Source organism: Streptomyces sp. NPDC007095 (genome assembly GCF_040634475.1).
Taxonomy (GTDB): domain Bacteria; phylum Actinomycetota; class Actinomycetes; order Streptomycetales; family Streptomycetaceae; genus Streptomyces.
This window is the reverse complement of the sequence record NZ_JBEYFS010000026.1, coordinates 1-22,284: the sequence shown is the minus strand read 5'-3', so window position 1 is coordinate 22,284 and position 22,284 is coordinate 1. Positions and strand designations below refer to the sequence as shown.

Genomic DNA, 22,284 nt, shown 5'->3' with positions numbered 1-22,284 from the left:
CGGCTCACGTCAGGGCCGCACGCAGCCTCCGCACCGGGGCCCGTACGAGCACCGCCGCGTACACCACGGCCGCAGCCGCAAGAATGGCGAAGCTGGGCGGCAGTACCGGGACGGCGTAGCTGAGGGCGAGACCGGTCCACATCTCGGCCAGCGCGAGGGCAGCCGACAGCCACAGAGCGCGATACGGACGGTCGGTGAGCCGGTGCGCCGCTCCCGCCGGGGCGGCGAGCAGGCCGAGGAGCAGCAGCGAGCCGACCGCCTGGGTGGCCTCGGCCGCGCAGGCACCGACCAGCGCCAGGAACGCGATGCCCAGCGCACGTACGGGCACCCCCCGCGCGGCGGCCACCATCTCGTCGACAGAGGCGAACAGCAGGGGCCGGGCCAGCAGCAGGACGCCCGCGCAGACTACGGCGCCCACCGCCGCCGCGGTCCACGCCTGTCCGGCCGACAGGCCGAAGATCGAGCCGAACAGCACGCTCACCCCGGCGGTGCCGTGCGCTGCGCTGCGCGACGTCGTGTAGAGGGTGAGGAAGAAGGCGCCCAGGCCCAGCAGCCAGGAGAAGACGCTGCCGATGGCGATGTCGTCGGCCCTCCCCCGCCGCCCCAGCATCCCGATCAGCACCGCCACCCCGATCGCGGCCGCGAAGAGCCCCAGCCGCAGATCCACCCCGATCGCGAGCGCGCCCAGCGCCCCGGTGAACGCAACATGGCCGAGTGCGTCCCCGGTGAACACCTGCGCCCGCAACACCAGGAAGTAGCCGACCAGTCCGGCCGCGAGCGCGATGCCGGTCCCCGCGAGCAGGGCGTGCACGAAGAAGGGATGCTGGAACGCGCTCACGCGACCCTCCTGAACGCCCGGCCCAGCCGGACCACGACGTAGACGGCGAAGGCGAAGCTGGTCACGTAGAACCCGATCGGATACGGCGAGTAGTACGCCGCCGTCAGCGCGCCCCAGGTCACCGCGACCGCGATCAGCACGGACAGGGACAGACTCAACACCGGTTGATTCGTAAGCAGTTGGGCGCTTGCCGCAGGCATCACCAGCAAGGCGAAGACGAGTAGCGCCCCCGTGATCTGGCTGGCGCCCGCCGTGGCCGACCCCAGCAGCACCAGGAAGACCGCGGACAGCGCCCGGACCGGAACGCCATGCGCGGCGGCGACCTCGGCGTCGACCGAGGCGAACAGCAACGGCCGCCCGATCACCGCCAGCGCGCCCAGTGCGAGCAGAGCGACCAGGGCCAGCACCACCACCTGGACGTCGGTGATGCCCAGGAAGCTGCCGAACAGAAGGGAGTTGACCCCGCCCAGGAAGCCCTTGTACAGGGCGACGAACAGATAGCCGCAGGCCAGCAGGAACGCCTGGACAGTCCCGGTCAGCGCCGCGTCCTGGGACACCTCCCGTCGGGGCACGGCCGCGATGACCAGGGCCGCGGCGATGCAGAACACGAAGTAGCCGACGCCCGCGGCAATGCCGAGCAGCGTGGCGCAGGCGGCGCCCGGGAAGCTGACCATGGCGAGGGTGTGCCCGGCGAAGCTCTGCCGCCGCAGCACCATGAACCAGCCCATGACGGCGGCGAGTACGGCCACGATCGTGCCGGCGCGGAAGGCGTTGACCATGAAGCGGAACGACCACAGCTCCTGGATCACGCTCACGAGGCGTGCCGATCGACGTGCACGGCGGGCGGCTCCGGGGTCCCGACCACCACCAGCCTCCCGTCGCTCGCCCGCAACACCTCGACGGGTACGCCGTACAGCCGCGTCAGCGCCTCCGTCGTGACAACCTGCTCGGGCGGGCCGGCGGCCACCCCGCCCTCGGCGATGTACACGGCGCGGTCGAGCCAGGGCAGGATCGGGTTCACGTCGTGGGCCACCATCACCACGGCCGTCCCAAGCTCCCGGCAGATCCGGCCGATCAGCGCGGCCACCGCCGCCTGGTGGGAGAGGTCGAGGCTGTCCAGCGGCTCGTCGAGGAGCAGCAGCTCCGGCCGTCGTACGAGGGCTTGGGCGATCAGCAGCCGCTGCTGCTCGCCACCGGAGCACGCGCCGATCGGACGGTACGCGTAGGCGGTGGCACCGACGAGCTCGACGACGTCGGCGACGCGCTGCCGATCCTGCCGTCGACGTGCGCTGAAACGGGTGGGCCACGGGAGGGGTACGCCCCATCGATGACCGTCCAGTCCGAGGCGCACGATGTCGGTGCCCCGGATCCGCAACGCCGTGTCGAAGCTGCGGCGTTGCGGCAGACAGCCCACGCGCTCGCCTGACCGGCCGGGCTCCTCGCCCAGCACCCGTACCTGGCCTTCAGCCGGCGGCACCATGCCCAGCAGCATCTTCACCAGGGTCGATTTGCCCACGCCGTTCGGGCCGAGCACGGCCACGAACTCACCCGCGCCGACGTCCAGATCCACGTCCGACCACAGGGTGCGGCCGCCGACGCGGGCCGCGGCCCCGCGCAGGCAGACGACCGGCGCCTCGGACTCGGCGGCCTCCGTCCGCTGTGCCGGAACGCGGGGCCCCATGGTCTCGGGCGTCATCACTTGCCCGTCGCCTCGGCCAACGCCTGCTTGATTGCTCGCAGTTGCCGTACCTGCCAGTCCTGGAAGGACGCCCCGGCCGGCGTGGGCGTCTCGGTGACGGTCGCGACCGGGATGCCCTGCGCCTTGGCCTCCTTGACCTGGGCCTGCACGTCCGGGGTGGAGTTCTGGCTGTTGTAGACGTAGATCTTGATCTTCTTGTCCGTGATCTGTTCGTCGATCGTGGACTTGTCCTTGGCCGTCGGGTCGGTGCCCTCGCTGATCGCGTCGAGGAAGGTCTCGGGCGTGAGCATCTTCAGGCCGAGGCCGTCGGAGAGCGGGGTGACGATGGACTCCGAAGCACCGACGGGCGTGCCCGCGTAGGTTTTCTTGATGCTCGATATCAGGTCGCTGTAGGGCGCGAGGGTCTTGTCCCCGAAGGTCTTCTTACGCGCGTCGAAGTAGGCGGCGTGGTCGGGGTCGATCTCCTTGTAGTCGGCGGTGATCTTCTCGATCACGCGGTGCACGTCGTCCGGGGAGAACCAGCGGTGCGGGTTGTCACCGGGCTTGAGGCCGACCAGGTCGCCGACCTTCAGCTCGGTGCGCTCGCTGTCGGGGTTGGCGGCGAGCAGCTTGTCGGCCCAGGCGTCGTAGCCGATGCCGTTGACGATGGCGTAGCGGGCGGTGGCCACCGTGCGGCCGTCGGCGGCGGTCGGCTCGTAGTCGTGCGGATCGGCGTTCGGGTTGGTGATGACGCTCGCGACCTTGACGTGGCTGCCGCCGAGTTGCTGGGCGACGCTGCCCCAGAAGTTCTCCGCGGCCACCACCCGGATGGGACCGTCCGACGACGCGGCGGTATCCGAGGAGGCCGACGTCGAGCAGGCACTCGCGCCGGCGGCGAGCAGCGCGGTCACGAGGGCGGAGGTAGTACGGCGGGACGGGGCGGGGCGCATGGCGGGGTCTCCTTAGGGAGCCTGCCGGGCAGCCCGAGAGGGTGCCCGGCGCGAGCAGCGGACACCCCGGAGAGTAAATGAAAACGATTTTCACCACTACATCTGGGTGGCTCTTACTGAAAACCATTGCCACTTCTTGACATGGCGACGCCCGCCGCGGAGTCCACCATGCGTCCACTCAGTGGTCGTCCCAGTGCCCGCCATGACCTGCGTGCCGATGACCGTCATGCACATAGTCGACGTGATCCCCATGCGGCACCGCGACGTGACCGCACCCCTCGCCGCGCTGGTGCGCATGCCCCTCATGCGCGGCGCGCCCGGCGGGTTCGCACTCGTCCGCGTGGCCTTCGTGGACACGGTGCAGGTGTCCGTCGTGGGCGTAGCCCACGTGGCCCCGATGCGGGACGGCGACGTGGCCGCAGCCCTCTCCATGCTCATGCGTGTGGTCGGGATGGAGAGCGTGCGCAGTGGTCATGAGCCCCTCCAGCCATCCTGTGGGGCCAGCCGTTCGCGACGCATTCGCGCCACTGACTCAACCTTGCTCCCCAATGAGCGCTTTCTGCACCCACGCCACGCACCAGAGGGCCCACCAGACGCCTTGATAATGGGATCCATTTTCATGTAGCGTGGCCGCGCTCGCCCCTACAGGAGGAACTCGCATGGCCGTCCCCAAGCGGAAGATGTCCCGCAGCAACACCCGCCACCGCCGCGCCCAGTGGAAGGCCACGACGCCGCAGCTCGTGCCGATCACCGTCGACGGCGTCAGCTACCTCGTCCCCCAGCGGCTGGCCAAGGCGTACGAGCGCGGGCTGCTGCGCCCCGAGGGCTGACCGCGGATGCCGTACGACGCGTACGACCGACTGCCCGTCACCGTCCTCTCCGGATTCCTGGGCGCGGGCAAGACCACGCTGCTCAACCACGTCCTCGGCAACCGCGACGGCCTGCGTGTCGCCGTGATCGTCAATGACATGAGCGAGGTCAACATCGACGCCGCCCTCGTGCGCGGCGGCGAGGCCGCTCTCTCCCGGACCGAGGAACGCCTGGTCGAGATGACCAACGGGTGCATCTGCTGCACCCTGCGCGACGACCTTCTGGAGGAGGTCGACCGGCTGGCCCGCGAGGGCCGTTTCGACCACCTCCTCATCGAGTCCTCCGGCATCTCTGAACCGATGCCCGTTGCGGCCACCTTCGCCTTCGCCCGGGACGACGGCGCCACTCTCGGGGACGTCGCCAGCCTGGACACCATGGTCACGGTTGTGGACGCGGCGAACTTCCTCCCCGAGCTGGCGAGCGGGGACGAGCTCGCCGAGCGCGGGCTCGACCAGTACGAGGAGGACGAGCGCACCGTCAGCGATCTGCTCGTCGACCAGGTCGAGTTCGCCGACGTCATCGTTCTCAACAAGCTCGACCTGGTCGATGCCAGGACCGCCGACCGGCTGCGGGCGACGCTCGGACGTCTCAACCCCGCCGCCCGGATCGTGACCACCACCCACGGCCGCGTGAACCTCCAGGAGGTGCTGGGCACCGGGCTGTTCGACCTGGAGCGCGCCCAGCAGGCGCCCGGCTGGGTCAGGGAACTCAACGGCGACCACGTCCCCGAGACCGAGGAGTACGGGATCTCGTCGACGGTCTTCCGCTCCGAACTGCCCTTCCACCCCGACCGGTTGTGGACCTTCGTGTGCGAACAGCTCGACAGTGGAACCTTCGGACAGGTCCTGCGCTCCAAGGGCTTCTTCACGCTGGCCAGCCGTCCGCATGTGACGGGCCTGTGGTCGCAGGCCGGTGCGGTGGCCCGCTTCGAGCCGTCCACCGCACGGGACGATGAAGCCCCATTCGCCCAGGAACTGGTCTTCATCGGCACCGAGTTGCGGGCCGCAGCCCTGCGCACCGCCCTGGCGGCGTGCCTCATGACCGCCGAGGAGACCGCCCCGAGCGTCGACGCCTTTCCCGCCTGGGAGACCTACAGCATCCACGACGCCTGCGAGCACGAACACCCCGAACTCGTGTCGGGGGCCTGAGGACTCCGGGTCGGGCGGCCGACGCAGCCACGGCGCCGCCCGACCCGGTACGGAACCGAAACCGGGAGGCTGCAATGCCCCCGCAAGGCGTACGTCTGGGCACGGTCCAGGAGGCACTGCTGATCCCGCTCTACGGCCGGGCGGTGGAGAACCGCAAGCAGGGCGCCGCCCTACGCGACAACCCGGCCGAGAAGATCGCCACCTCGATCGACTACGACTTCACACGCTTCGACAACCTGCCGAGCCTGATCGGCACGGTGCTGCGCACCAGCCTGTTTCGACCGGTTGGTCACCGACTTCCTCGCCGATCATCCCGCCGGCACCGTGGCGGAATCGGCGCGGGTCTCAACACCCGTTATGAGCGGGCCGACAACGGCCGGGCCCGCTCGTTCGAACTCGACCTGCCCGACGTGATCGACCTGCGCCGGGCCTTCTTCGCCGACACACCACGGCGGACGATGCTCCTTCCGTGGCGGACGGCGTGTGGGCGGACACCGTCGCCGCGCGCTCCGACGGCCCGTACTTCTTCGCCCCCGAGGCCGTCCTACCCTTCCTGCAGAAGGCGCATGTCCACCACGTCGTAGATCTCCTCGCCGATCGCTTCCCCGGCTCGTTGTCGGCCCTGGACACCGCAGGCCCCGGCATCATCGACACCCAGGACCACCACGACGCGCTGAGCAAGGTCGATGACCCAGCGACTGCCTCAAAACGAGGAGTACCGGCTCAGCCTCGTCCGGCTGCTCTGATCACCGGGAGCCCCGTCACTGGGAATCGGTGCTGCTGAGAAGGGGATCGGGGAACGACGTCCAGCCGTCCCGCCCCAGTGACAGTTCCGCGTCGGTGAGCAGGGCCGCGTCCAGCGCGGCGCGAATGCCCTCCTGCTCCAGGTCGATGCCGGTCAGGACGATCTCGTTGCGCCGTTCCCCGTAGTAAACGTCCCAGAACCAAGAGGCGAGGGTGCGCCGTTGCGGGGAAGCGGCGTTCCAGGCGCGTGAGTCGGCCGCTTCCAGCCAGCGGTCCGCCTCCCTCAGTTCCAGGTAGGCCCCTGCCGAACGCCAGGTCACGACGGACTCGGGGCGGCTGCACAGCCACAGGTGCCCCCTGCCCCGTACGACACCGGACATCACCGTGGGGAGTGCGTCGGCCAGCCGTTCGGGATGCAGCGGGCGGCGGGCCTGCCAGAGCAGCGACCCCACCCGGCGGCTCCCGCCCTGCCGCGAGCGCGGTACCGTCACCGGCTCCAGCCGTGCCTGCCACTCCTCCGCGGCGCCCTCGCGCCCGGCCCCGACGAGGGACTGGGGCAGTTCCGTCTCCGGCGTACCGGCCTCCACCGGCGTCAGGAGCAGGGCGTGGCTGTTGAGTTGGGCGGCCAGCGCGGCGAACGCGGACGTCTGTTCACTCCCGTCCGAGGCGTCCTCGGGAACGATCACCGCATCCGCTGCTTCCACCTGCCGGGCAGCGGCCTCGGCAGGACTGAGCGGCTCGCTGCGATCTCGTCCCGTCCACAGCCGCAGAGACTGGTGTACGCAGCCGATGTCCGCCATGAACGACACCGGGTCGACACCGACCACGACAGGTGCCGGGTCGTAGAACTCGCCCAGGGAGCCGCTCCCGACGCGAGCGCGCCACAGCTCCACCATGAGTGGCAGAACGTCCACGTCCTCGGGCAAGGCGAGGACGACGTGCGCAGGCTCGGCCGTGCGCCGCAGCTCCAGCAGGTCCTGGCGCAGGATGACCACCGGGTCGCCCGTCGCGCCCCTCGATGCTTCCGGCCGGGTTGCTTCGGCGCCCGACAGGTAGCGCTGCACGACCGGATGCCCGGCCTCCCGACCCTCGATGGATACGGCCAGGAGAACGGCGCGCGGCGACAGCCGCAGCAGTCGGTCGACGACCGCACCGCGCACGCCGGGTGTGTTGCCGGCCACCACGCTCAACAAACCCTTGCGCACGCCGTTTCCCTCAGTTGAGGTGGGCGACGTGCTGCGGAGCGGGCGCCGCGCGCAGCCGGTCGGGCAGCGTACCGTCATCCGGCATACCGGCCAGCAGCCACGCCCCGACCGCTTCGGCGTCGGCCTCGGTGACGAGCGGACCCAGCCGTACGACAGCCCCTGTGGGCCTGCGGTCCACCATGCACGACTGCACGGCGGCGTACAGGCCCTGGCCGTGGCGGCAGTGCAGGAGCTTCGTAAGACATCCGGTGGAGACCATGACTCCATGGCGGCAGCCCCGAACAACCCTGCGCAGTCCGTCCATCACCTGGCCGGTGGTGGGATCACAAGACGCACAGACGACGAGGGTGAAAGGGCGGTCCCGACGACCGCGGACGGCGTCATTCATGCCTGGGTTCCCTCCGGGGCACTTATGAACATGGTTTCCATTTTTATATCATGGCGGAGGAACCGCCCGCGGGGAGGCGCCACTGACGGGACGCCGACCGGGCGGCCCACATGCGGGCGTACCAGCCGACGGGGTTCGCCGGCAGGTCGCTGCGGGTGCCGCGCCGGGTGATGCGGCCGGCCTCGACGACCAGCATCTGGTCGGCGCCCACGACGGTGGACAGGCAGTGGACGACGACGACAACCGCCTCCCCGGCCACCAGTTGGTCGATGGCTTGCTGCACCACCGTTTCCGAAGTGATGGTCATGGCTATCATGTTCAACTAGCCTGTACGGCGGACCGATCCCAGCGGCCCGGGAGGCATGCGTCATGCATGGATCGTCAGTCGGGGAATGGCTGCCGGCCTGGCGGTCGACCCAGCAACGCGTCGCCATCCTGCGGGTATTGAGCGGATGCCGCGACTTCGCCTCCGCGAGGGAGTTGCACGCGACGCTCACCCTCGAAGGCACCGCGGTGGGACTGACCACCGTGTACCGGACGCTCCGGGCGCTGGAGCAGGGCGGGCGCGTCGACGTCGTACGCGAGAGGACGGGCGAGCGGCTCTACCGGCCCCGACCGACCGACGGACACCGCCACTACCTGGTCTGCCGCCGCTGCGGCCTCAGCCGGCCCGTGGACGCGGACACCGTCGAACGCTGGGCGGACAGCGTGGCCGACGCCACCGGATTCGCGGAGATCGAGCACACCGTGGAGCTCACGGGGATCTGCGAGCAGTGTCGGCTTCTCGATGCAGCCACCCCCTCATAGCCGGTGGGCACCGAGTCGCGCGCGGTCGAAATGGACACCCGAGTCAAGCCTTGGCAACGATTTTCATATCGGCGAGGTCCGGATCTGGTCTTGACATTCGTTTCCAACTAGCGTGGTGCCCACCGGGGTCGACCCGGGATGACGCACGTTCTCACGAAGACCTTCCTGCTCATATCCGCCGTGGAGGATCCATGCGCACGCCACCGTCCCGACGTCTTGCCCTGATATCCGGCGCCTCCTTGGCCCTGCTGGCAGGCTGCGGCAGTTCGTCGGACTCCGGAAGCGGCGGGAGCGCCTCGAAGGGCTCGGCCTCTTCGTCCACGGTCCCAGTGGTCGCCTCCACGAACGTGTACGGCGACATCGCCCAGCAGATAGGCGGCGCGAAGGTCGACATCACCTCGATCATCAGCGACCCCTCCCAGGACCCGCACTCCTACGAGGCCGACACCCAGAACCAGCTGGCCCTGTCCAAGGCCAAGGTCGTCATCGAGAACGGCGGCGGCTACGACGATTTCGTCGACAAGATGCTGAAGAGCGGCAACAACAGCTCCGCCGAGGTCGTCAACGCCGTCAAGGTCTCCGGCAAGACCGCCCCGAAGGGCGGCGAGCTCAACGAGCACGTCTGGTACGACTTCCCCACCGTCGCCAAGGTCACTGACCAGATCGCCGCCGCCCTGGGCAAGGCCGATCCCGGCAACGCCGCCACCTTCACCAAGAACGCCGCGGACTTCAAGGCGAAACTCCAGCCGCTGGAGACCAAGGAAGCACAGATCAAGCAGAAGCACGGGGGCGAGGGGATCGCCATCACCGAGCCCGTGCCGCTGTACATGACCGAGGCGAGCGGCCTGGTCAACAAGACCCCCACGGACTTCAGCAAGGCCATCGAAGAAGGCAGCGACGTCTCCCCGCGGGTCCTGCAGTCCACCCTGGCGCTGTTCACCGGCAAGCAGGTCAAGGCGCTGGTCTACAACGCGCAGACCTCCGGTCCGCAGACGGAGAAGGCCGAGAGCGCGGCCAAAGCGGCCGGAATTGCAGTCGTGCCCGTGACCGAGACCCTGCCGAAGGGCAAGGACTACCTTGGTTGGATGACCTCCAACGTCGACGCGCTCGCGAGCGCGCTGGACCAGTGAGGCGGCCGGACGTGGCCCCCGTGCCCCAGGCCCACCAGGGCAGAAGCGGAACCGACGGCAAGGACACCGCCGCGGTGATCAGCCTGCGCGGAGCCGCTCTGTCCTACGGCGAGCGCGCCCTGTGGCACGACCTCGACCTCGACGTACGGCCCGGGGAGTTCCTGGCCGTCCTCGGGCCGAACGGATCGGGCAAGACCAGCTTCGTACGGGCCCTGCTGGGCCGACAGCCGCTGTCCGCCGGAACGCTGACCGTGCTGGGCCGGCCGCCCCGCAACGCCAGCCGGGACATCGGCTACGTCCCCCAGCAGGCGGCACTGTCCGCGCAGGCGATGCTGCGCGCCCGCGACCTCGTGCGCTTCGGGATCGACGGGCACCGCTTCGGACCACGGCTGCGCTCGGGCGCCGTCCGCCGGCGCGTCGACGAGATCCTGGAGTCGGTAGGGGCCTCGGCATACGCCGACGTCCCCCTCGGCCTGCTGTCCGGAGGCGAACGACAGCGCGTGCGGATCGGGCAGGCCCTGGCGACCGACCCGCGGATCCTGCTGTGCGACGAGCCGCTGCTCTCCCTCGACCTCAACCACCAGCGGGCCGTCACCGAACTGATCGACGTCCGGCGCCGCTCCCACGGCACGGCGGTGGTCTTCGTGACCCACGAGATCAACCCGGTACTCGGCCTCGTGGACCGCGTGCTGTACCTGGCACGCGGCGGCTACCGGGTCGGGACGCCGGAGGAGGTCCTGACCTCCTCGTCACTGTCCGAGCTGTACGGCACCCAGGTCGACGTGGTCCGCGTCCACGGCCGGATCGTGGTGATCGGAACACCCGACGAGCCGGCCGCGCCGCCCCACCACGCCCACGAGACCGACGGAGTCCTCCCATGACGCTCGCCGACGGGATCTGGCAGCAGATCTTCAGCTTCGACCACTACGGCGAACTCCTGACGCTGGTCCGCAACTCCCTCATCGCCGGTGCCGCACTGGGCCTCGTCGGCGGCCTGGCCGGGGTCTTCGTCATCATGCGCGACCTGCCCTTCGCGGTGCACGGCATCAGCGAACTGTCCTTCGCGGGAGCGTCAGCGGCGCTCCTGCTGGAGGCCAACGTGGTGGCGGGCTCGATTGTCGGTTCGATCGTCGCGGCACTCACGATCGGCCTCCTGGGCGTACGCGCCCGGGATCGCAACTCAGTGATCGGCATCCTCATGCCGTTCGGCCTGGGACTCGGCGTGCTCTTCCTCGCCCTCTACAAAGGCCGGGCGGCCAACAAATTCGGCCTCCTCACCGGCCAGATCGTCGCTGTAAACACCCCGCAGCTCTCCTGGCTGCTGGGCACCTCCGCCCTGGTCCTGATCGCCCTGGCGGTCATCTGGCGCCCTCTGGCCTTCGCCAGCAGCGATCCGGAAGTCGCCGAGGCCCGCGGAGTACCGGTGCATACGCTGTCCGTCGCCTTCATGATCGTGCTCGGCCTCGCGGTCGCCCTGTCGGTCCAGATCGTCGGCGCCTTGCTGGTCCTCACCCTCGTGGTCACTCCCGCCGCGTCCGCCGCCCGCATCACCGCCTCCCCGGTGCTGCTGCCACTACTCAGCGTGGTCTTCGCCGTGGCCTCGATCGAGGGCGGCATCCTTCTCGCCCTGGGCAGCAGCATCCCCATCAGCCCCTACGTCACGACCATCTCGTTCACCATCTACGTCGTCTGCCGCCTCACGGGCGCCTACCGCACCCGACGGTGGGGAGCCGGGAGGACAGTCCCGCAGCCGAGCTGACCGACGGGGCCCCATGGACCGGCAGGCCGGGATGGACTGCGTACCGCACGAGGCAGGCCGGTCGCGGGCCCACTCACCACCCCCAGCCCGCGGTATCAGTGTCGACCGCGCAACGCCTACCCGCTGTGAGCCCTTGGGCAGCCATGATTCCGACCAGGGAAATTTTCGACAGCGTCAGCGCCGTGAGCATCTCAGCAGCGAGGCTCTCGCCCGGTCGCCGATCTGCTCGCCGAGTGCGAGCTTGCCGCAGAGCGTCTGCCATGGACATGCACGCAGGTAAGGACGCCGACGACCTGCGCACCGCGATCAACCAGGGCCTGGACTGCGCCGACGTGACCGCGCCGACCCGCCGCGTCCTCATCCACGGCAGCAGCCACGACCCCGCGCTGCTCACCACGCAGGTCGAGGCAAAACTCTTCGCCTGCCGGCGCAGCCACGACCTGTGCGCCCAGCACGCACAACACCGCAAGCACCGCCGTATCTGTGCCGAGACCACCGACCACGCAGCCGGCGCCTGCCGAGGCGAATTCAACGCCACGGTCCTGAAGCCCGGACTGACGGACCACCGAGAAGACGCGGGCTGACGAGCCGGAGGCCAACTGGACATCGCCCGGTTCACCAGCAGGCGGGCAGCCCGCTCAGGACCAGCCCGGCCAGGCGGAATGCGAACCAAGCTCTTGACACTGACCCCGGAGGATGGCCCTCTGTGCGCGGCTCCAGCGAGTGTCGCGGAGGCTCTGGAAGGGTGATAGCCATGCCGGCACCTAACTCCCCCGAGTTCCTGCAGATCACCCGGCCGGGTGACATCACGCCGGACCTCAGAGGGCAACTGACCCGTTGTTGGACAGACGTCGTCAACGCGGGCGGTGCGGTGATCGCGCCCACGATTCCCCCGCCTCCCGTCACCCTGCGAGACGTCGGCCCGGCGACGGACCAGCTCATCGCCGGACTCGATCCGTCCCACGGCCGACTCCTCATCGCCCTCGTGGACGGAGCACTGGCGGGGTGGCTGATCGTTCGCCGGGATCCCCATCCCCTGGTCGCGCACTGCGGAGTGGTCAACCACCTCCAGACCCACCCGTACTTCCGCCGACGAGGAATCGGGATCGCCCTCATGACCCGTGTCCGGGAAATCGCCGTAGGGGACATGGGGCTGGAACAGCTCCAGCTCAGTGCGCGAGCGGGCATCGGGCTGGAGGACTTCTATCTGAGCCTGGGTTGGACGGAGGTGGGCCGATGGCCAGGTGCGCTGCGCGTGGGCCCTGGTGACGACCGTGACGACGTCCTCATGTGCCTCAGCCTCTGAACCGCCGTGACCGGCCGTTGCCTGACCGGCAGTTGTTCCGACCGTGGAAACGCGGCGCAAAAAACCCGTCGACACCTATGTACAGGGGAACCGTCGGACGACCGCGTGCTCGCGTCCGACCACCGGAGGGGGTGGCGGGGCGACGGAAGTGATCCACGGGGCCGCGCGGGAGGTTCCGGACGAGGACGAGGACCCGCACGACCACGGCCACGATCCCACCGCCACGACCGGCCCGCGCCTCGCCTGGCTGCTCTCCCTCCCCGCCACCGCGCTCCTGCTCTTCCCGCTCTTCCCGCCACCCGCGCTCGGCTCCTACAGCGCGGCCCGGGAGGACACGCAGCGCGCGGCACAGGGCGTCGGCACGTTCCCGGCGCTGGCCGCCGACGACCCGGTCGACCTGAACGTGGCCCATTTCAGCTCCCGCGCGATCTACGACAGCGGGCGCTCGCTCAAGGGCCGTACGGTCCGGCTGACCGGCTTCGTCACCCACGGAGACGGCGGCACCTGGTACGTCACCCGGCTGCCTCATGGCCGACCGGGAGAGTCTGCCGCCCGTCGGCCCGTTCGCGTACGGCATCGACGACACCTGCGAGCACAAGCAGTCCGAACCCGTAGTGGGCGTCTGAGGACCCCTTGCCGGGCGGCGAACGCAGCCACGGCGCCGCCCGGCACGGACACCGATCCGGCAGACCGTCAGGAGAGAGGACCGGTGCGCCTGACGCCCCGCACACTGGCATGCTCTGCGGTACCCGCCACCACTGCTGGCACCAGGAGGTCCCCTGGTCCGGCACCAGAGCAGCCGTCACTCTGACAGATTCCTGCGGGCCAGGGCCCGGCCGGCACACAGCCGCCGTCGCTAGAGTGCGGCGCGTCCGTTGTGTCGTACGGCGAAGCGAGTGGCGTGAGCAAGCAGGATTACACGGAGGAGCGTGGCGGGCTCGCCGACGCTGTGCGCGTCGTCGTGCGGACGCTCGTGTACCTCGTCCTCGGGGGCCTCGCGCTCACCGCGATCGCCACGGTCGCCAGCGTCCTCGGGCCGACGATCGCGCTCGACCTCTACACCCCGCCCGTCGCCGCCTGGTGGACGGTGTTCACGGCCGTCGTCGTCCAGGGCGTCCCGTTCCTGTTGCTGGGCACGGTCGTCTCCGCCGCCATCGGCGCCTTCGTGCCCGAGCGCGTCTTCAGCCGACTGCTGCCGCGGAACCAGGCCCTCGCCGTGCCGGTCGCGGGCGCGGCCGGTGCCATCCTGCCTGGGTGCGAGTGCGCCTCCGTGCCGGTGGCCGGCAGCCTGATGCGGCGCGGGGTCGCCCCGGCCGCCGCGCTCGCGTTCCTGCTCTCCGCGCCCGCGATCAACCCCGTCGTCCTCGTCGCCACGTCCATCGCGTTCCCCGGGCAGCCGCTCATGGTGGCGGCCCGGCTCGTTGCCTCCCTCGCCACAGCCGTCGTGATGGGCTGGCTGTGGGCGCGCTTCGGGAGGGAGAAGTGGCTGCGGCTACCGAAGGCACGTACGACCGGATCCGGGACCTCTCGCAGGGGTGCCTTCGCGGCCGGGCTGCAGCACGACTTCCTGCACGCCGGGGGCTTCCTCGTACTCGGCTCGGCGGCAGCGGCGACCTTCAACATCGCCGTGCCGCGCTCGGTCCTCGACGTCTTCACGGGATCGGCCTGGCTGTCCGTCCCACTGCTGGCGCTGCTCGCCGTGGTGCTGTGCGTGTGCAGCGAGGCCGATGCCTTCGTGGCGGCTTCGCTGAGCGGGTTCGTGCCGACTGCGCGGCTGGCGTTCATGGTGGTCGGGCCGATGGTCGACCTGAAGCTGATCGCGCTTCAGACAGGTACGTTCGGCCGGGCCTTCGCCGTCCGGTTCTCGTCGGCGACCTGGGTGGTCGCGCTGGTGAGCAGTGTGCTCGTGGGGTGGTGGCTGCTGTGAGGCGATACGGGCCGGCTCTGCTGTTGCTGCTGGTGGGCGCCGCGGTGCTGCGGATCTCGCTGTTCAGTGCCTTGTATTTGCGGTACGTGCAGTCCGGGCTGCGGCCTTATCTGATCGCGTCCGGAGTGCTGTTGGTGCTGCTGGGGGTGGCGACGGGAGTGAGGGCCGCGCGGGAGGTGCCGGACCAGGACGAGGACCCGCACGAGTACGGGCACAATCACACCCACACGACCGGCCCGCGCTTCGCCTGGCTGCTCTCCCTCCCCGCCGCGGCCCTGCTGCTCTTCCCGCCGCCCGCGCTCGGTGCCTACAGCGCGGCCCGGGAGGACACGCAGCGCGCGGCACAGGGCGTCGGCACGTTCCCGGCGCTGCCGGCCGATAACCCGGTCGATCTGAGCGTCGCCTCCTTCGCCTCCCGAGCAATCTACGACAGCGGGCGCTCGCTGAAGGGCCGAACGGTCCGGCTGACCGGCTTCGTCACCCACGGGGATGGCGGCACGTGGTACGTCACCCGGCTCCTGGTCTCCTGCTGCGCGGCCGACGCGACCACGAGCAAAGCGCAGATCCGTGGCGCGGACGCCCCGGCCACGGACACCTGGGTGACGGTCACGGGCATCTGGCATCCCAAGGGCAAGCTGGGCTCGACGGCGGCCTGGCCTCTGCTGGACGCGAAGACGGTCACGAAGGTCGAGGAGCCGTCGGACCCCTACGAGAAGCGTTGAGTCGATCGGCGCAGCCTGGTCGCAGCCGGACGACCCGCGGTGGAGACGCCGCGGCTGTCCGTACGGCTGTCTCGGCTATCGCGAGCTGTAAGGGAGGAGTGCCATCTCGCGTGCGTTCTTGATGGCCTGCGCTATCTGCCGCTGCTGCTGACGCGTCACGTGGGTCACCCGACGGCTGCGGATCTTTCCGCGGTCGGAGATGAACTTCCGCAGCAGGTCGGTGTCCTTGTAGTCGACGTAGGTGATGTCTGCGGCGTCCAGCGGGTTGACGCGCTGACGCGTGGCGGTCTGCCGCCCGGTGGTGGTGCGTCGGGGCATGGTGAGGTCGGTCCTCTCTTTGAACGGGGCGTGGTGGAATGCGCGGGCGTTACGGCGGAGCGCCGGGCGGAACGAGTGAGTCCCGTCCCTTCCGGGCGTGCCGCCGCCGGAAAAGCCACGATTCAGGTCACGGGGTCGAGCAAGTCGTCGAAGGCGTGGGGAAGTTGTTTCCATCGCTCCCTGCCCGCCGCGTACTCGTCGTCGGTGAGCAGGCACGAGTCGAGCAGGGCCGGCAGACCGTCACGGTCCAGGCCGGGCGAAGTGAAGGTGAGGTACTGGCAGCGATCACCGTGTTCGGGGTGCCAGTCCACGGAGGCGGCGAGGCGCCGTTCCGCGGGCACCATCTCCCAGGCGGCATCGGGCAGCCCGGCCAGCCAGGGTCCGGCCGACTCCACGCACAGCGCGCCGCCCGCAGCGTCCCACGACAGCAGTGTGTCGGGACGGTCCGCCAGCCAGAACCGCCCACGGCTGCGGGCGGCGGCGCAGGTCAGGTCCTCCAGCGCCGCGTAGAGGCGCTGCGGGTGGAAGGGCCGTTCGCGCCGCCAGACGAAGGTGCTCACGCCGTGCTCGTCGCACTCCTGCGGCAGCAGCGCGCACGCGGGATGCACACGGGCGGCGGCCGCTGCCACGTCGAAGCCCTCCACCAGCGCGGTCCCCAGGACGCCACTGCCCACGCGTACCTTTCGGGCACCCGGCGTGAGCTGGGCGAGCAACGCGTGGTCGGACTCGTCGGCGGTCTCACCACCCTCCCCGAGCGAACTGTCCTCGACGAGGGCGATCACCGTCGGGTATTCCAACTGCCGGGCGAAGGTGTCGGCGACCGTGCGCTGGTCGGTCGGGGCAGCGGCGAGGCCCACGTCGACAAGGTCGTCGCCGTTGGACAGGTACGGCAGGACGAGTGCCGGCTCGACCACGGTGGCGACCCCGGTCAGCGCCAGCGGTACGCCTGCGGAGGCGATGACCGCGGCCATGGCCTGCGGTTCGACGGAGTCCCACAGTTCCACGACGGCCAGCCGGTAGCTGCCCTCCCCTGCGAGCCGCAGGAGTTCGGGGACGAGGTCCTCGCGCAGCGCGCAGCACGCACAGTCGTTCACCAGGGGTGCGTCGCCGCTGTCCAGCAGGCCGCCGGCGTCGCGTACCGTCCGGTGCACCGCACTGTCGACCGCGGATGTCAGGTCGTGGTGCAGCGCGACCGAGCCGGGAACCGTGCGCAGGATCTCCTCGACGGCGGCCCGGCGGGCATCCGTGTGCAACCCGGCGACGATCGCGACCGGCAGCCGCGCCTGGTCCCCGCTCACTGCTTGCTCCCTCCGCGTCCGTAGCGCCGCTCGAAGCGCTCGACCCGCCCCGCGGTGTCCAAGACCCGCTGGGTGCCGGTGTAGAAGGGGTGGCTCGCCGAGGAGATCTCGACGTCGATGACCGGGTAGGTGTTGCCGTCCTCCCACTCGATGGTCTTGTCGCTCGTGGCGGTCGAGCGGGTGAGGAAGGCGTGGTCGGCGGCCCGGTCGCGGAAGACGACTGGGCGGTACTCGGGGTGGATTCCGGGCTTCACGGCTCTCAGCGCTCCTCGCGGAAGTCGACGTGGCGGCCGACGACCGGGTCGTACTTGCGCAGCGTCAGCCGGTCAGGGTCGTTACGGCGGTTCTTGCGGGTCACGTAGGTGTAGCCGGTGCCGGCGGTGGACCTCAGCTTGATGACCGGGCGGAGTTCGTTACGGGCCATGGACAGCACCATACATGAGATTGGTTTTCATTTTCACTCAGCTGCTACTGTGCTGCCATCACACGAGGAGGAACCATGTCCGCCCACTGCCAACTCACCGGCCGACAGCCCGGCTTCGGCCATCACATCTCCCACTCGCATCGGCGCAGCAAGCGCCGCTTCGACCCCAACATCCAGCGCAAGCGCTACTGGCTGCCGAGCGAAGGCCGCCATGTCCGGCTCACTCTCTCCACCAAGGGCGTCAAGACGGTCGACACGATCGGTATCGAGGCCGCGGTGGCCCGCATCCGCTCCCGGGGAGGGAAGGTCTGATGGCGAAGAAGAGCAAGATCGCGAAGAATGAACAGCGGCGCCTTATCGTGGCCCGCTATGCCGCGCGCCGCGCCGAACTGAAGGCGATCATCTCCTCCCCCGGAACCTCCGACGAGGAACGCGCCGCCGCCCAGGCGGAACTGCGCCGACAGCCCCGTGACGCCAGCGCCACCCGCTTCCGCAATCGCGACTCCGTGGACGGCCGCCCCCGCGCCTACCTGCGCACGTTCGGCCTGTCCCGCATCCGCGTACGCGAGATGGCTCACGCAGGCGAGCTCCCCGGCGTGACCAAGAGCAGTTGGTGACGCGCACCCGATCCGCTCACCCCTCAAGGCCGCACCGCAGCCGCAGCGACTCTTTCCCAGTTGCGAGCGCCCGGTCGGGCGGCCCCCCTCCGTCACGCGCAGCGATTTCCGAGCCCGGTGGGTCTGGCCCGCCAGGCAGTGAAGACCCGTTCGGTGGACGCCAGTGGGAATGCGGCATTCCGCTCACATCGTGCGCCCCCTGGACGTAGCTCTGCCACGCCCAGCAATCCTCGACCGGAAGTGGGGGGCCTGGCCGCCAACGGGTGGCACCGGCCCGGAGATCGGGCCGCGCCGGTGAAGATCGGCAGGCCCCCCGCACGCCGCCTACCGGGAGAACGTAGCGGGAGCGGCCGCGTCGACGGACAACTCCCTTACCCCGGCCACCTTGGTGGATGTTCGAGGAGCCACCGGCGGCCATGCCGTGCTGCCCGCGTGCGCCCCCATCGCGCCCGCCTGTCACCCCGTGGCCTCCAGCACCCCGGGAGGTACACGAGATCCGGGACAGTACTGGAACTGGCAACAGCACTTCGACCTCCACGGCGCACCGCTGCGCACCACGGCAGCACCGGACAGCGACCTGGTAACCGTCCTGCCGCACTACCGCGTGAACCAGCCACCGTTCACCGGCCGCACCGCAAGGGGCAAGCCCTGCGCACCGATGTCGACGTCCAGCCCGACTCCCCCTCCCCTACGAATTCCTCGCCGGCCAGCGCTACGCCACCCAGGGCAGCACGACCAGCGCGTACTTCGGCCCGTCGAACTCCGACAGCACCTCCCCCGAGCGCTTCGTGAAGGGACACAACCTCTACTACGAAATCCAGTTCGGCCAGCGCGTGGCTTCGTCCGCGGGACGGATGTGGATGTGGTGCGCGCCGGCAGATGGACTCGTCACAGGACTAGGAAGGCATGAGGGGAAGGTCGTCGGTATAGGCGTTCACCGGTGGCGAGATGCGGCGGACGGTTCGGACGTCGAGGGCGGCAGCCGCGGACTTCGTGCCGAGCGTGCCGCTGGGGTGCCAGGCACCGGTCACCGCCAGCCAGGTGTTGGCGGGCGGAACCTTGGTTCCGTACACGCGGACCTTCACGGGGCGTGCATCGGCTGCGCAGCACGTGAAGATGATCCGGGTCAGGTCCCAGGCGCCACCCTGTCCGGCCGGCGTGACGAAGCCGGTCAACTGGACGGTACGGCCCTTGATGGCCGCTTCGCGATCCTGCTGGACCCGGGTGGTGAAGTCCGTGAGGGTCATGGGCAGCGGCGAGGTGGCGGGCAGCGAATCGAACTCCTTCTGCTTCTTGACCACTGTGCCACTGGAACGTGCCGCGGTGTACGCGCCGAGGGGCGGCGGCGCGTAGAAAACGAGACTGAGAGCGGGGAGGAACAGCAGCCACGCGATACGGGGCGCCGTGTTGTGGTTGTGGCCGTGAGCATGGCTGTGATGTTCGTTGCGGCCTTTGTCCATGGCCGCGCCTGCCAGGGCGAGCAGCAACAGCAGTACCCCGGAGACGATCAGCAAGGGGCGCAGCCCCTCCTTGACATAGCGCAGGTACAGGTCGGTGAACAGGGTGGAGTGCAGCAGGCCGACACCCATCAGAGCCAGCAGCACCACCTGTGCGTGACGTTTCACAGCAGTGCGCCTCCGATCAGGGCACTGGCGGCAACCGCCACGACCGTGGTGACGGAGGAGAAACGCCAGGCGAAGGCCCGGCCGAACGTGCCCGCCTGCAGGGCGATCAGTTTCACGTCGACCATGGGGCCGACCACCATGAACGCCAGCCGGGCGGTCGGCGAGAAGCCGGTGAGGGAGGCCGCGACGAAGGCGTCGGCCTCCGAGCAGACGGCGAGTACGACGGCGAGGGCGGCCAGGAAGAGCACGGACAACCAGGCCGAACCGGAGAAGGTGTCGAGGACGGAACGCGGTACGGTCACATTGAAGGTCGCTGCTGCCATCGCGCCGAGTACGAGAAAGCCCCCGGCATGCAGGAAATCGTGCTGGAAGCCGAGACGAAACTCCTTCCATCGGCTGCCGCCGGGCCGATGTCCGGTGTGCCGTACCGCGGCTCGCAGCCACTCCTCCTTGCCCAGCCAGAGCCAGAGCCAGCCCATCACCGCGGCGGTGGCCAGCGAAGCGAGCAGCCGGGCGCCGACCATGGCCGGGTTGCCCGGGAAGGCCACCGCCGTCGCGGTCAGCACGACGGGGTTGATCGCGGGCGCCGAGAGAAGGAAGGCGAAGGCTGCGGCCGGAGTCACTCCCCGTCGGATGAGGCTGTTCGCGACGGGCACGGAGGCGCACTCGCAGCCCGGCAGGACCGCTCCGGCCACACCTGCCACCGGTACGGCCAGGGCGGGACGCCGAGGCAGCACCTTGGTGAACAGGGCGGCCGGCACAAATGCGTTGATCGCACCGGACAGGGCTGTGCCCAGCAGCAGGAAGGGCAACGCCTGCACGGTGATGGCCAGGCAGACGGTGCGCCATGCGGCGACGGCCGGCCGCTCCAGCCACGAGGTGCCGGCGAGGGCGAGCACCGCCGCCAGGCCGATGGACGCCAGGACGATGACCACCAGCGGCCAGGGCAGTGCCCTGCGTCGTAGTGTCCCCGGCGACGCAGTCCCTTCGACGGACGGCATGACCGCGCTAACCATTTCATCCGTTTTCATACTTTTACTCCGGATGTCGGTGTCGTCGCAGAAGGTATGCGACGAATGCGGCCATACCCGGGCGCACACGCCGCCACATGGCGATGCCTTGAACCAGAACAGGAAGCCACTTAGGAGATCCCGGCTCCGCAGCCGGCGGGCCATGCCCGATGATGGGCATGGCATGACCGAGCTCCGTCCGACGACGCACCGTGCGCCCCTGCCCGTTCTGCGGGCTGCCGTGTTCGCGCTCGCCGGTACCTCGCTGGGGTGAGCCGCCCAGCGCGGTCGAGAGCCACGGGTGAAGTCCTGCCTGGGCGCCGCCGCACGTCTACATGATGGCCATGGACATGAACGACCACGGGGCATGGTTCTCACCGCCGACGAGGCTCGCTGGCGCGTCCCTCGATCGAGTGAACAGCCCCCCCATTAGTCCGGACGGGAGAAGGTTGCCATGGCCGTCCGGGCGCGCAAGGGCGTCACAGCCACCAGTCCTGAACACGCCACCCTGTGACCGCGGGGCCCACCATGGGCATGGGCAGTGAGAGGCCATCCTCCCCGGAACCGGGCCGATCGCGTGGTCGTCCGGCTCGCCGGCCGGCTCCCTGTCGTCGTGTGCCCCGACCGGATTGCTGTGAGCCCCACGATCGTGAACTCACCGAGCTGACGCCACTTTTGGTCCCTTTCCGCGTCGGGCTGGGCCATCAGCGCGGTGAGCACCCGCTCCCAGTGAGCGGCCCCCATCCGCACCCGGTTTCGAACGCGTCTTCCGATACCGCAGGCGGTGGGCGACCGAGCGGGTAACGGGTGTCCCGCACGCGGACGGTCTCCGCGTGCGGGATCGGGTGCTCCCCTCGGGTGGGTCAGCTGGTCGTCAGGGCGGTGTCGTCCACGACGAAGCTGGTCTGGAGGGAGGAGTCCTCCACTCCGCTGAACTTCAGGGTGACCGTCTGACCCGCGAACGAGGACAGGTCGAAGGTCTTCTGCGCATACCCAGAGGCGGCGTTGAGATTCGAGTACGTCGACAGGGTGGTCGAACCCGCGGTCACCGTCAGCTTGTCGTACGCGGTGCTGCGGGTGGTCTCCGCGGTGTCGATGTGCAGGTAGAAGGTGAAGCTGGCCTTGCAGCCGGCCGGGACGGTCACCGACTGGGAGAGCGTGTCGGTGTGCGAGGAGCCGTAGCCGTCCAGCCACGCCTTGTACGAGCCGCTGTGCGCGGCCTCGCCGCTGTCGGTCGTGATAACCCCGCTGGTCGCACTCCAGCCGGTACTGCCGGACTCGAAGCCCGGGTTGGCCAGCAGCTGGGCGGAGGTGCAGCCGCCACCACCCGAACCGACGGTCCAGGTGAAGGAGGTCGAGCCGGAGGCGCCGGTCGAGTCCTTCGCGGTGACCGTGACCTGATAGGTGCCCGCGGTGGACGCCGTACCGGAGATCAGACCGGTGGAGCTGCTGATCGACAGGCCGGTCGGCAGACCGCTCGCGCTGTAGGTGAGGGTCGCGCCCGCGCTGTCGCTGGCCGA

The 22,284-nt window shown here is 69.8% G+C and carries 29 protein-coding genes; 14 read left to right on the top strand and 15 right to left on the bottom strand.

Annotation, left to right across the window (positions count from 1 at the left end):
- Nucleotides 1–4 precede the first annotated feature (4 nt).
- The 5 genes from ABZ656_RS11855 to ABZ656_RS11835 all read right to left on the bottom strand — a co-directional run bounded on the left by ABZ656_RS11855 (nt 5) and on the right by ABZ656_RS11835 (nt 3,941).
- Entirely contained in the window at nt 5–838 is an 834-nt protein-coding gene (locus ABZ656_RS11855; RefSeq protein WP_360266969.1) for a metal ABC transporter permease, read from the bottom strand.
- Complete coding sequence (locus tag ABZ656_RS11850; protein ID WP_360266966.1) at nt 835–1,653, bottom strand: metal ABC transporter permease; 819 nt, start codon at nt 1,651–1,653, stop codon at nt 835–837. Before ABZ656_RS11850 ends, ABZ656_RS11855 begins: the two co-directional genes overlap by 4 nt.
- Nucleotides 1,650–2,534, bottom strand: a complete 885-nt coding sequence (locus tag ABZ656_RS11845; protein WP_360266963.1) for an ATP-binding cassette domain-containing protein — start codon at nt 2,532–2,534, stop codon at nt 1,650–1,652. Before ABZ656_RS11845 ends, ABZ656_RS11850 begins: the two co-directional genes overlap by 4 nt.
- Complete coding sequence (locus ABZ656_RS11840) at nt 2,534–3,466, bottom strand: zinc ABC transporter substrate-binding protein (protein ID WP_360266960.1); 933 nt, start codon at nt 3,464–3,466, stop codon at nt 2,534–2,536. Before ABZ656_RS11840 ends, ABZ656_RS11845 begins: the two co-directional genes overlap by 1 nt.
- 178 nt (nt 3,467–3,644) lie before the next feature.
- Nucleotides 3,645–3,941, bottom strand: a complete 297-nt coding sequence (locus tag ABZ656_RS11835; protein WP_360266957.1) for a hypothetical protein — start codon at nt 3,939–3,941, stop codon at nt 3,645–3,647.
- Nucleotides 3,942–4,125: 184 nt separating this feature from the next.
- Between ABZ656_RS11835 and rpmF the strand changes: the two genes are divergently transcribed.
- From rpmF to ABZ656_RS11820, 3 genes are all read left to right on the top strand, one after another.
- Complete coding sequence (gene rpmF / locus ABZ656_RS11830) at nt 4,126–4,296, top strand: 50S ribosomal protein L32 (protein WP_242330402.1); 171 nt, start codon at nt 4,126–4,128, stop codon at nt 4,294–4,296.
- Nucleotides 4,297–4,302: 6 nt separating this feature from the next.
- The gene (locus tag ABZ656_RS11825) at nt 4,303–5,484 is read left to right on the top strand and encodes a GTP-binding protein (protein ID WP_360266953.1); all 1,182 of its coding nucleotides are present in this window, start codon (nt 4,303–4,305) and stop codon (nt 5,482–5,484) included.
- Nucleotides 5,485–5,558: 74 nt separating this feature from the next.
- The gene (locus ABZ656_RS11820; RefSeq protein ID WP_360266950.1) at nt 5,559–6,068 is read left to right on the top strand and encodes a hypothetical protein; all 510 of its coding nucleotides are present in this window, start codon (nt 5,559–5,561) and stop codon (nt 6,066–6,068) included.
- A gap of 177 nt (nt 6,069–6,245) precedes the next feature.
- Here the strand turns inward: ABZ656_RS11820 and ABZ656_RS11815 are convergent, their stop codons facing one another.
- The 3 genes from ABZ656_RS11815 to ABZ656_RS11805 form a co-directional block, all read right to left on the bottom strand.
- A complete protein-coding gene (locus tag ABZ656_RS11815) occupies nt 6,246–7,433 on the bottom strand; it encodes a GTP-binding protein (protein WP_360266947.1) in 1,188 nt (395 codons plus the stop codon).
- A 10-nt stretch (nt 7,434–7,443) separates the two neighbouring features.
- On the bottom strand, nt 7,444–7,692 hold the full coding sequence (locus ABZ656_RS11810; protein ID WP_360266944.1) for a hypothetical protein: 249 nt from the start codon (nt 7,690–7,692) through the stop codon (nt 7,444–7,446).
- A 172-nt stretch (nt 7,693–7,864) separates the two neighbouring features.
- Complete coding sequence (locus ABZ656_RS11805; RefSeq protein WP_360266941.1) at nt 7,865–8,128, bottom strand: hypothetical protein; 264 nt, start codon at nt 8,126–8,128, stop codon at nt 7,865–7,867.
- A 62-nt stretch (nt 8,129–8,190) separates the two neighbouring features.
- Between ABZ656_RS11805 and ABZ656_RS11800 the strand changes: the two genes are divergently transcribed.
- From ABZ656_RS11800 to ABZ656_RS11760, 9 genes are all read left to right on the top strand, one after another.
- The gene (locus ABZ656_RS11800; RefSeq protein WP_360266938.1) at nt 8,191–8,628 is read left to right on the top strand and encodes a transcriptional repressor; all 438 of its coding nucleotides are present in this window, start codon (nt 8,191–8,193) and stop codon (nt 8,626–8,628) included.
- 191 nt (nt 8,629–8,819) lie between these two features.
- Complete coding sequence (locus tag ABZ656_RS11795) at nt 8,820–9,758, top strand: zinc ABC transporter substrate-binding protein (RefSeq protein WP_360266935.1); 939 nt, start codon at nt 8,820–8,822, stop codon at nt 9,756–9,758.
- A gap of 74 nt (nt 9,759–9,832) precedes the next feature.
- Complete coding sequence (locus ABZ656_RS11790) at nt 9,833–10,639, top strand: metal ABC transporter ATP-binding protein (RefSeq protein WP_360267096.1); 807 nt, start codon at nt 9,833–9,835, stop codon at nt 10,637–10,639.
- The gene (locus ABZ656_RS11785; RefSeq protein WP_360266932.1) at nt 10,636–11,517 is read left to right on the top strand and encodes a metal ABC transporter permease; all 882 of its coding nucleotides are present in this window, start codon (nt 10,636–10,638) and stop codon (nt 11,515–11,517) included. Before ABZ656_RS11790 ends, ABZ656_RS11785 begins: the two co-directional genes overlap by 4 nt.
- Before the next feature lie 260 nt (nt 11,518–11,777).
- Nucleotides 11,778–12,101 (top strand): hypothetical protein, encoded by a 324-nt coding sequence (locus tag ABZ656_RS11780; protein WP_360266929.1) that lies wholly within the window; start codon nt 11,778–11,780, stop codon nt 12,099–12,101.
- 170 nt (nt 12,102–12,271) lie between these two features.
- Nucleotides 12,272–12,823 (top strand): GNAT family N-acetyltransferase, encoded by a 552-nt coding sequence (locus tag ABZ656_RS11775; RefSeq protein WP_360266926.1) that lies wholly within the window; start codon nt 12,272–12,274, stop codon nt 12,821–12,823.
- A gap of 148 nt (nt 12,824–12,971) precedes the next feature.
- Nucleotides 12,972–13,634, top strand: coding sequence for a hypothetical protein (locus ABZ656_RS11770; protein WP_360266923.1), 663 nt, complete (start codon nt 12,972–12,974; stop codon nt 13,632–13,634).
- A gap of 90 nt (nt 13,635–13,724) precedes the next feature.
- On the top strand, nt 13,725–14,750 hold the full coding sequence (locus ABZ656_RS11765) for a permease (protein WP_360266920.1): 1,026 nt from the start codon (nt 13,725–13,727) through the stop codon (nt 14,748–14,750).
- Nucleotides 14,747–15,472 carry a TIGR03943 family protein gene (locus ABZ656_RS11760; protein WP_360266917.1) on the top strand — a complete coding sequence of 242 codons (726 nt, stop codon included), beginning with the start codon at nt 14,747–14,749 and terminating at the stop codon, nt 15,470–15,472. The genes ABZ656_RS11765 and ABZ656_RS11760 overlap by 4 nt, the downstream gene beginning before the upstream one ends.
- A gap of 75 nt (nt 15,473–15,547) precedes the next feature.
- On the opposite strand, the gene rpsR is transcribed toward ABZ656_RS11760, so the two are convergent.
- The 4 genes from rpsR to rpmG form a co-directional block, all read right to left on the bottom strand.
- On the bottom strand, nt 15,548–15,790 hold the full coding sequence (gene rpsR / locus ABZ656_RS11755; protein WP_360266914.1) for a 30S ribosomal protein S18: 243 nt from the start codon (nt 15,788–15,790) through the stop codon (nt 15,548–15,550).
- A gap of 122 nt (nt 15,791–15,912) precedes the next feature.
- Nucleotides 15,913–17,088: a GTP-binding protein gene (locus ABZ656_RS11750; protein WP_360266911.1), complete on the bottom strand. Its 1,176-nt coding sequence runs from the start codon at nt 17,086–17,088 to the stop codon at nt 15,913–15,915.
- Nucleotides 17,085–17,342 carry a type B 50S ribosomal protein L31 gene (locus ABZ656_RS11745; RefSeq protein ID WP_168500112.1) on the bottom strand — a complete coding sequence of 86 codons (258 nt, stop codon included), beginning with the start codon at nt 17,340–17,342 and terminating at the stop codon, nt 17,085–17,087. Before ABZ656_RS11745 ends, ABZ656_RS11750 begins: the two co-directional genes overlap by 4 nt.
- Nucleotides 17,343–17,347: 5 nt before the next feature.
- Nucleotides 17,348–17,512 carry a 50S ribosomal protein L33 gene (rpmG, locus tag ABZ656_RS11740; protein ID WP_009192555.1) on the bottom strand — a complete coding sequence of 55 codons (165 nt, stop codon included), beginning with the start codon at nt 17,510–17,512 and terminating at the stop codon, nt 17,348–17,350.
- Between the two features lie 75 nt (nt 17,513–17,587).
- Between rpmG and rpmB the strand changes: the two genes are divergently transcribed.
- Together rpmB and rpsN are read left to right on the top strand one after the other, a co-directional pair.
- Nucleotides 17,588–17,824: a 50S ribosomal protein L28 gene (gene rpmB, locus ABZ656_RS11735; protein WP_360266906.1), complete on the top strand. Its 237-nt coding sequence runs from the start codon at nt 17,588–17,590 to the stop codon at nt 17,822–17,824.
- Nucleotides 17,824–18,129, top strand: coding sequence for a 30S ribosomal protein S14 (gene rpsN, locus ABZ656_RS11730; protein WP_360266903.1), 306 nt, complete (start codon nt 17,824–17,826; stop codon nt 18,127–18,129). The genes rpmB and rpsN overlap by 1 nt, the downstream gene beginning before the upstream one ends.
- An 896-nt stretch (nt 18,130–19,025) precedes the next feature.
- Here the strand turns inward: rpsN and ABZ656_RS11725 are convergent.
- The 3 genes from ABZ656_RS11725 to ABZ656_RS11715 all read right to left on the bottom strand — a co-directional run.
- On the bottom strand, nt 19,026–19,754 hold the full coding sequence (locus tag ABZ656_RS11725; protein ID WP_360266900.1) for a TIGR03943 family protein: 729 nt from the start codon (nt 19,752–19,754) through the stop codon (nt 19,026–19,028).
- On the bottom strand, nt 19,751–20,755 hold the full coding sequence (locus tag ABZ656_RS11720) for a permease (protein ID WP_360266897.1): 1,005 nt from the start codon (nt 20,753–20,755) through the stop codon (nt 19,751–19,753). The genes ABZ656_RS11725 and ABZ656_RS11720 overlap by 4 nt, the downstream gene beginning before the upstream one ends.
- An 872-nt stretch (nt 20,756–21,627) precedes the next feature.
- Nucleotides 21,628–22,284 (bottom strand): putative Ig domain-containing protein (locus ABZ656_RS11715; RefSeq protein WP_360266894.1); only part of this gene is annotated, 657 nt, incomplete at its 5' end.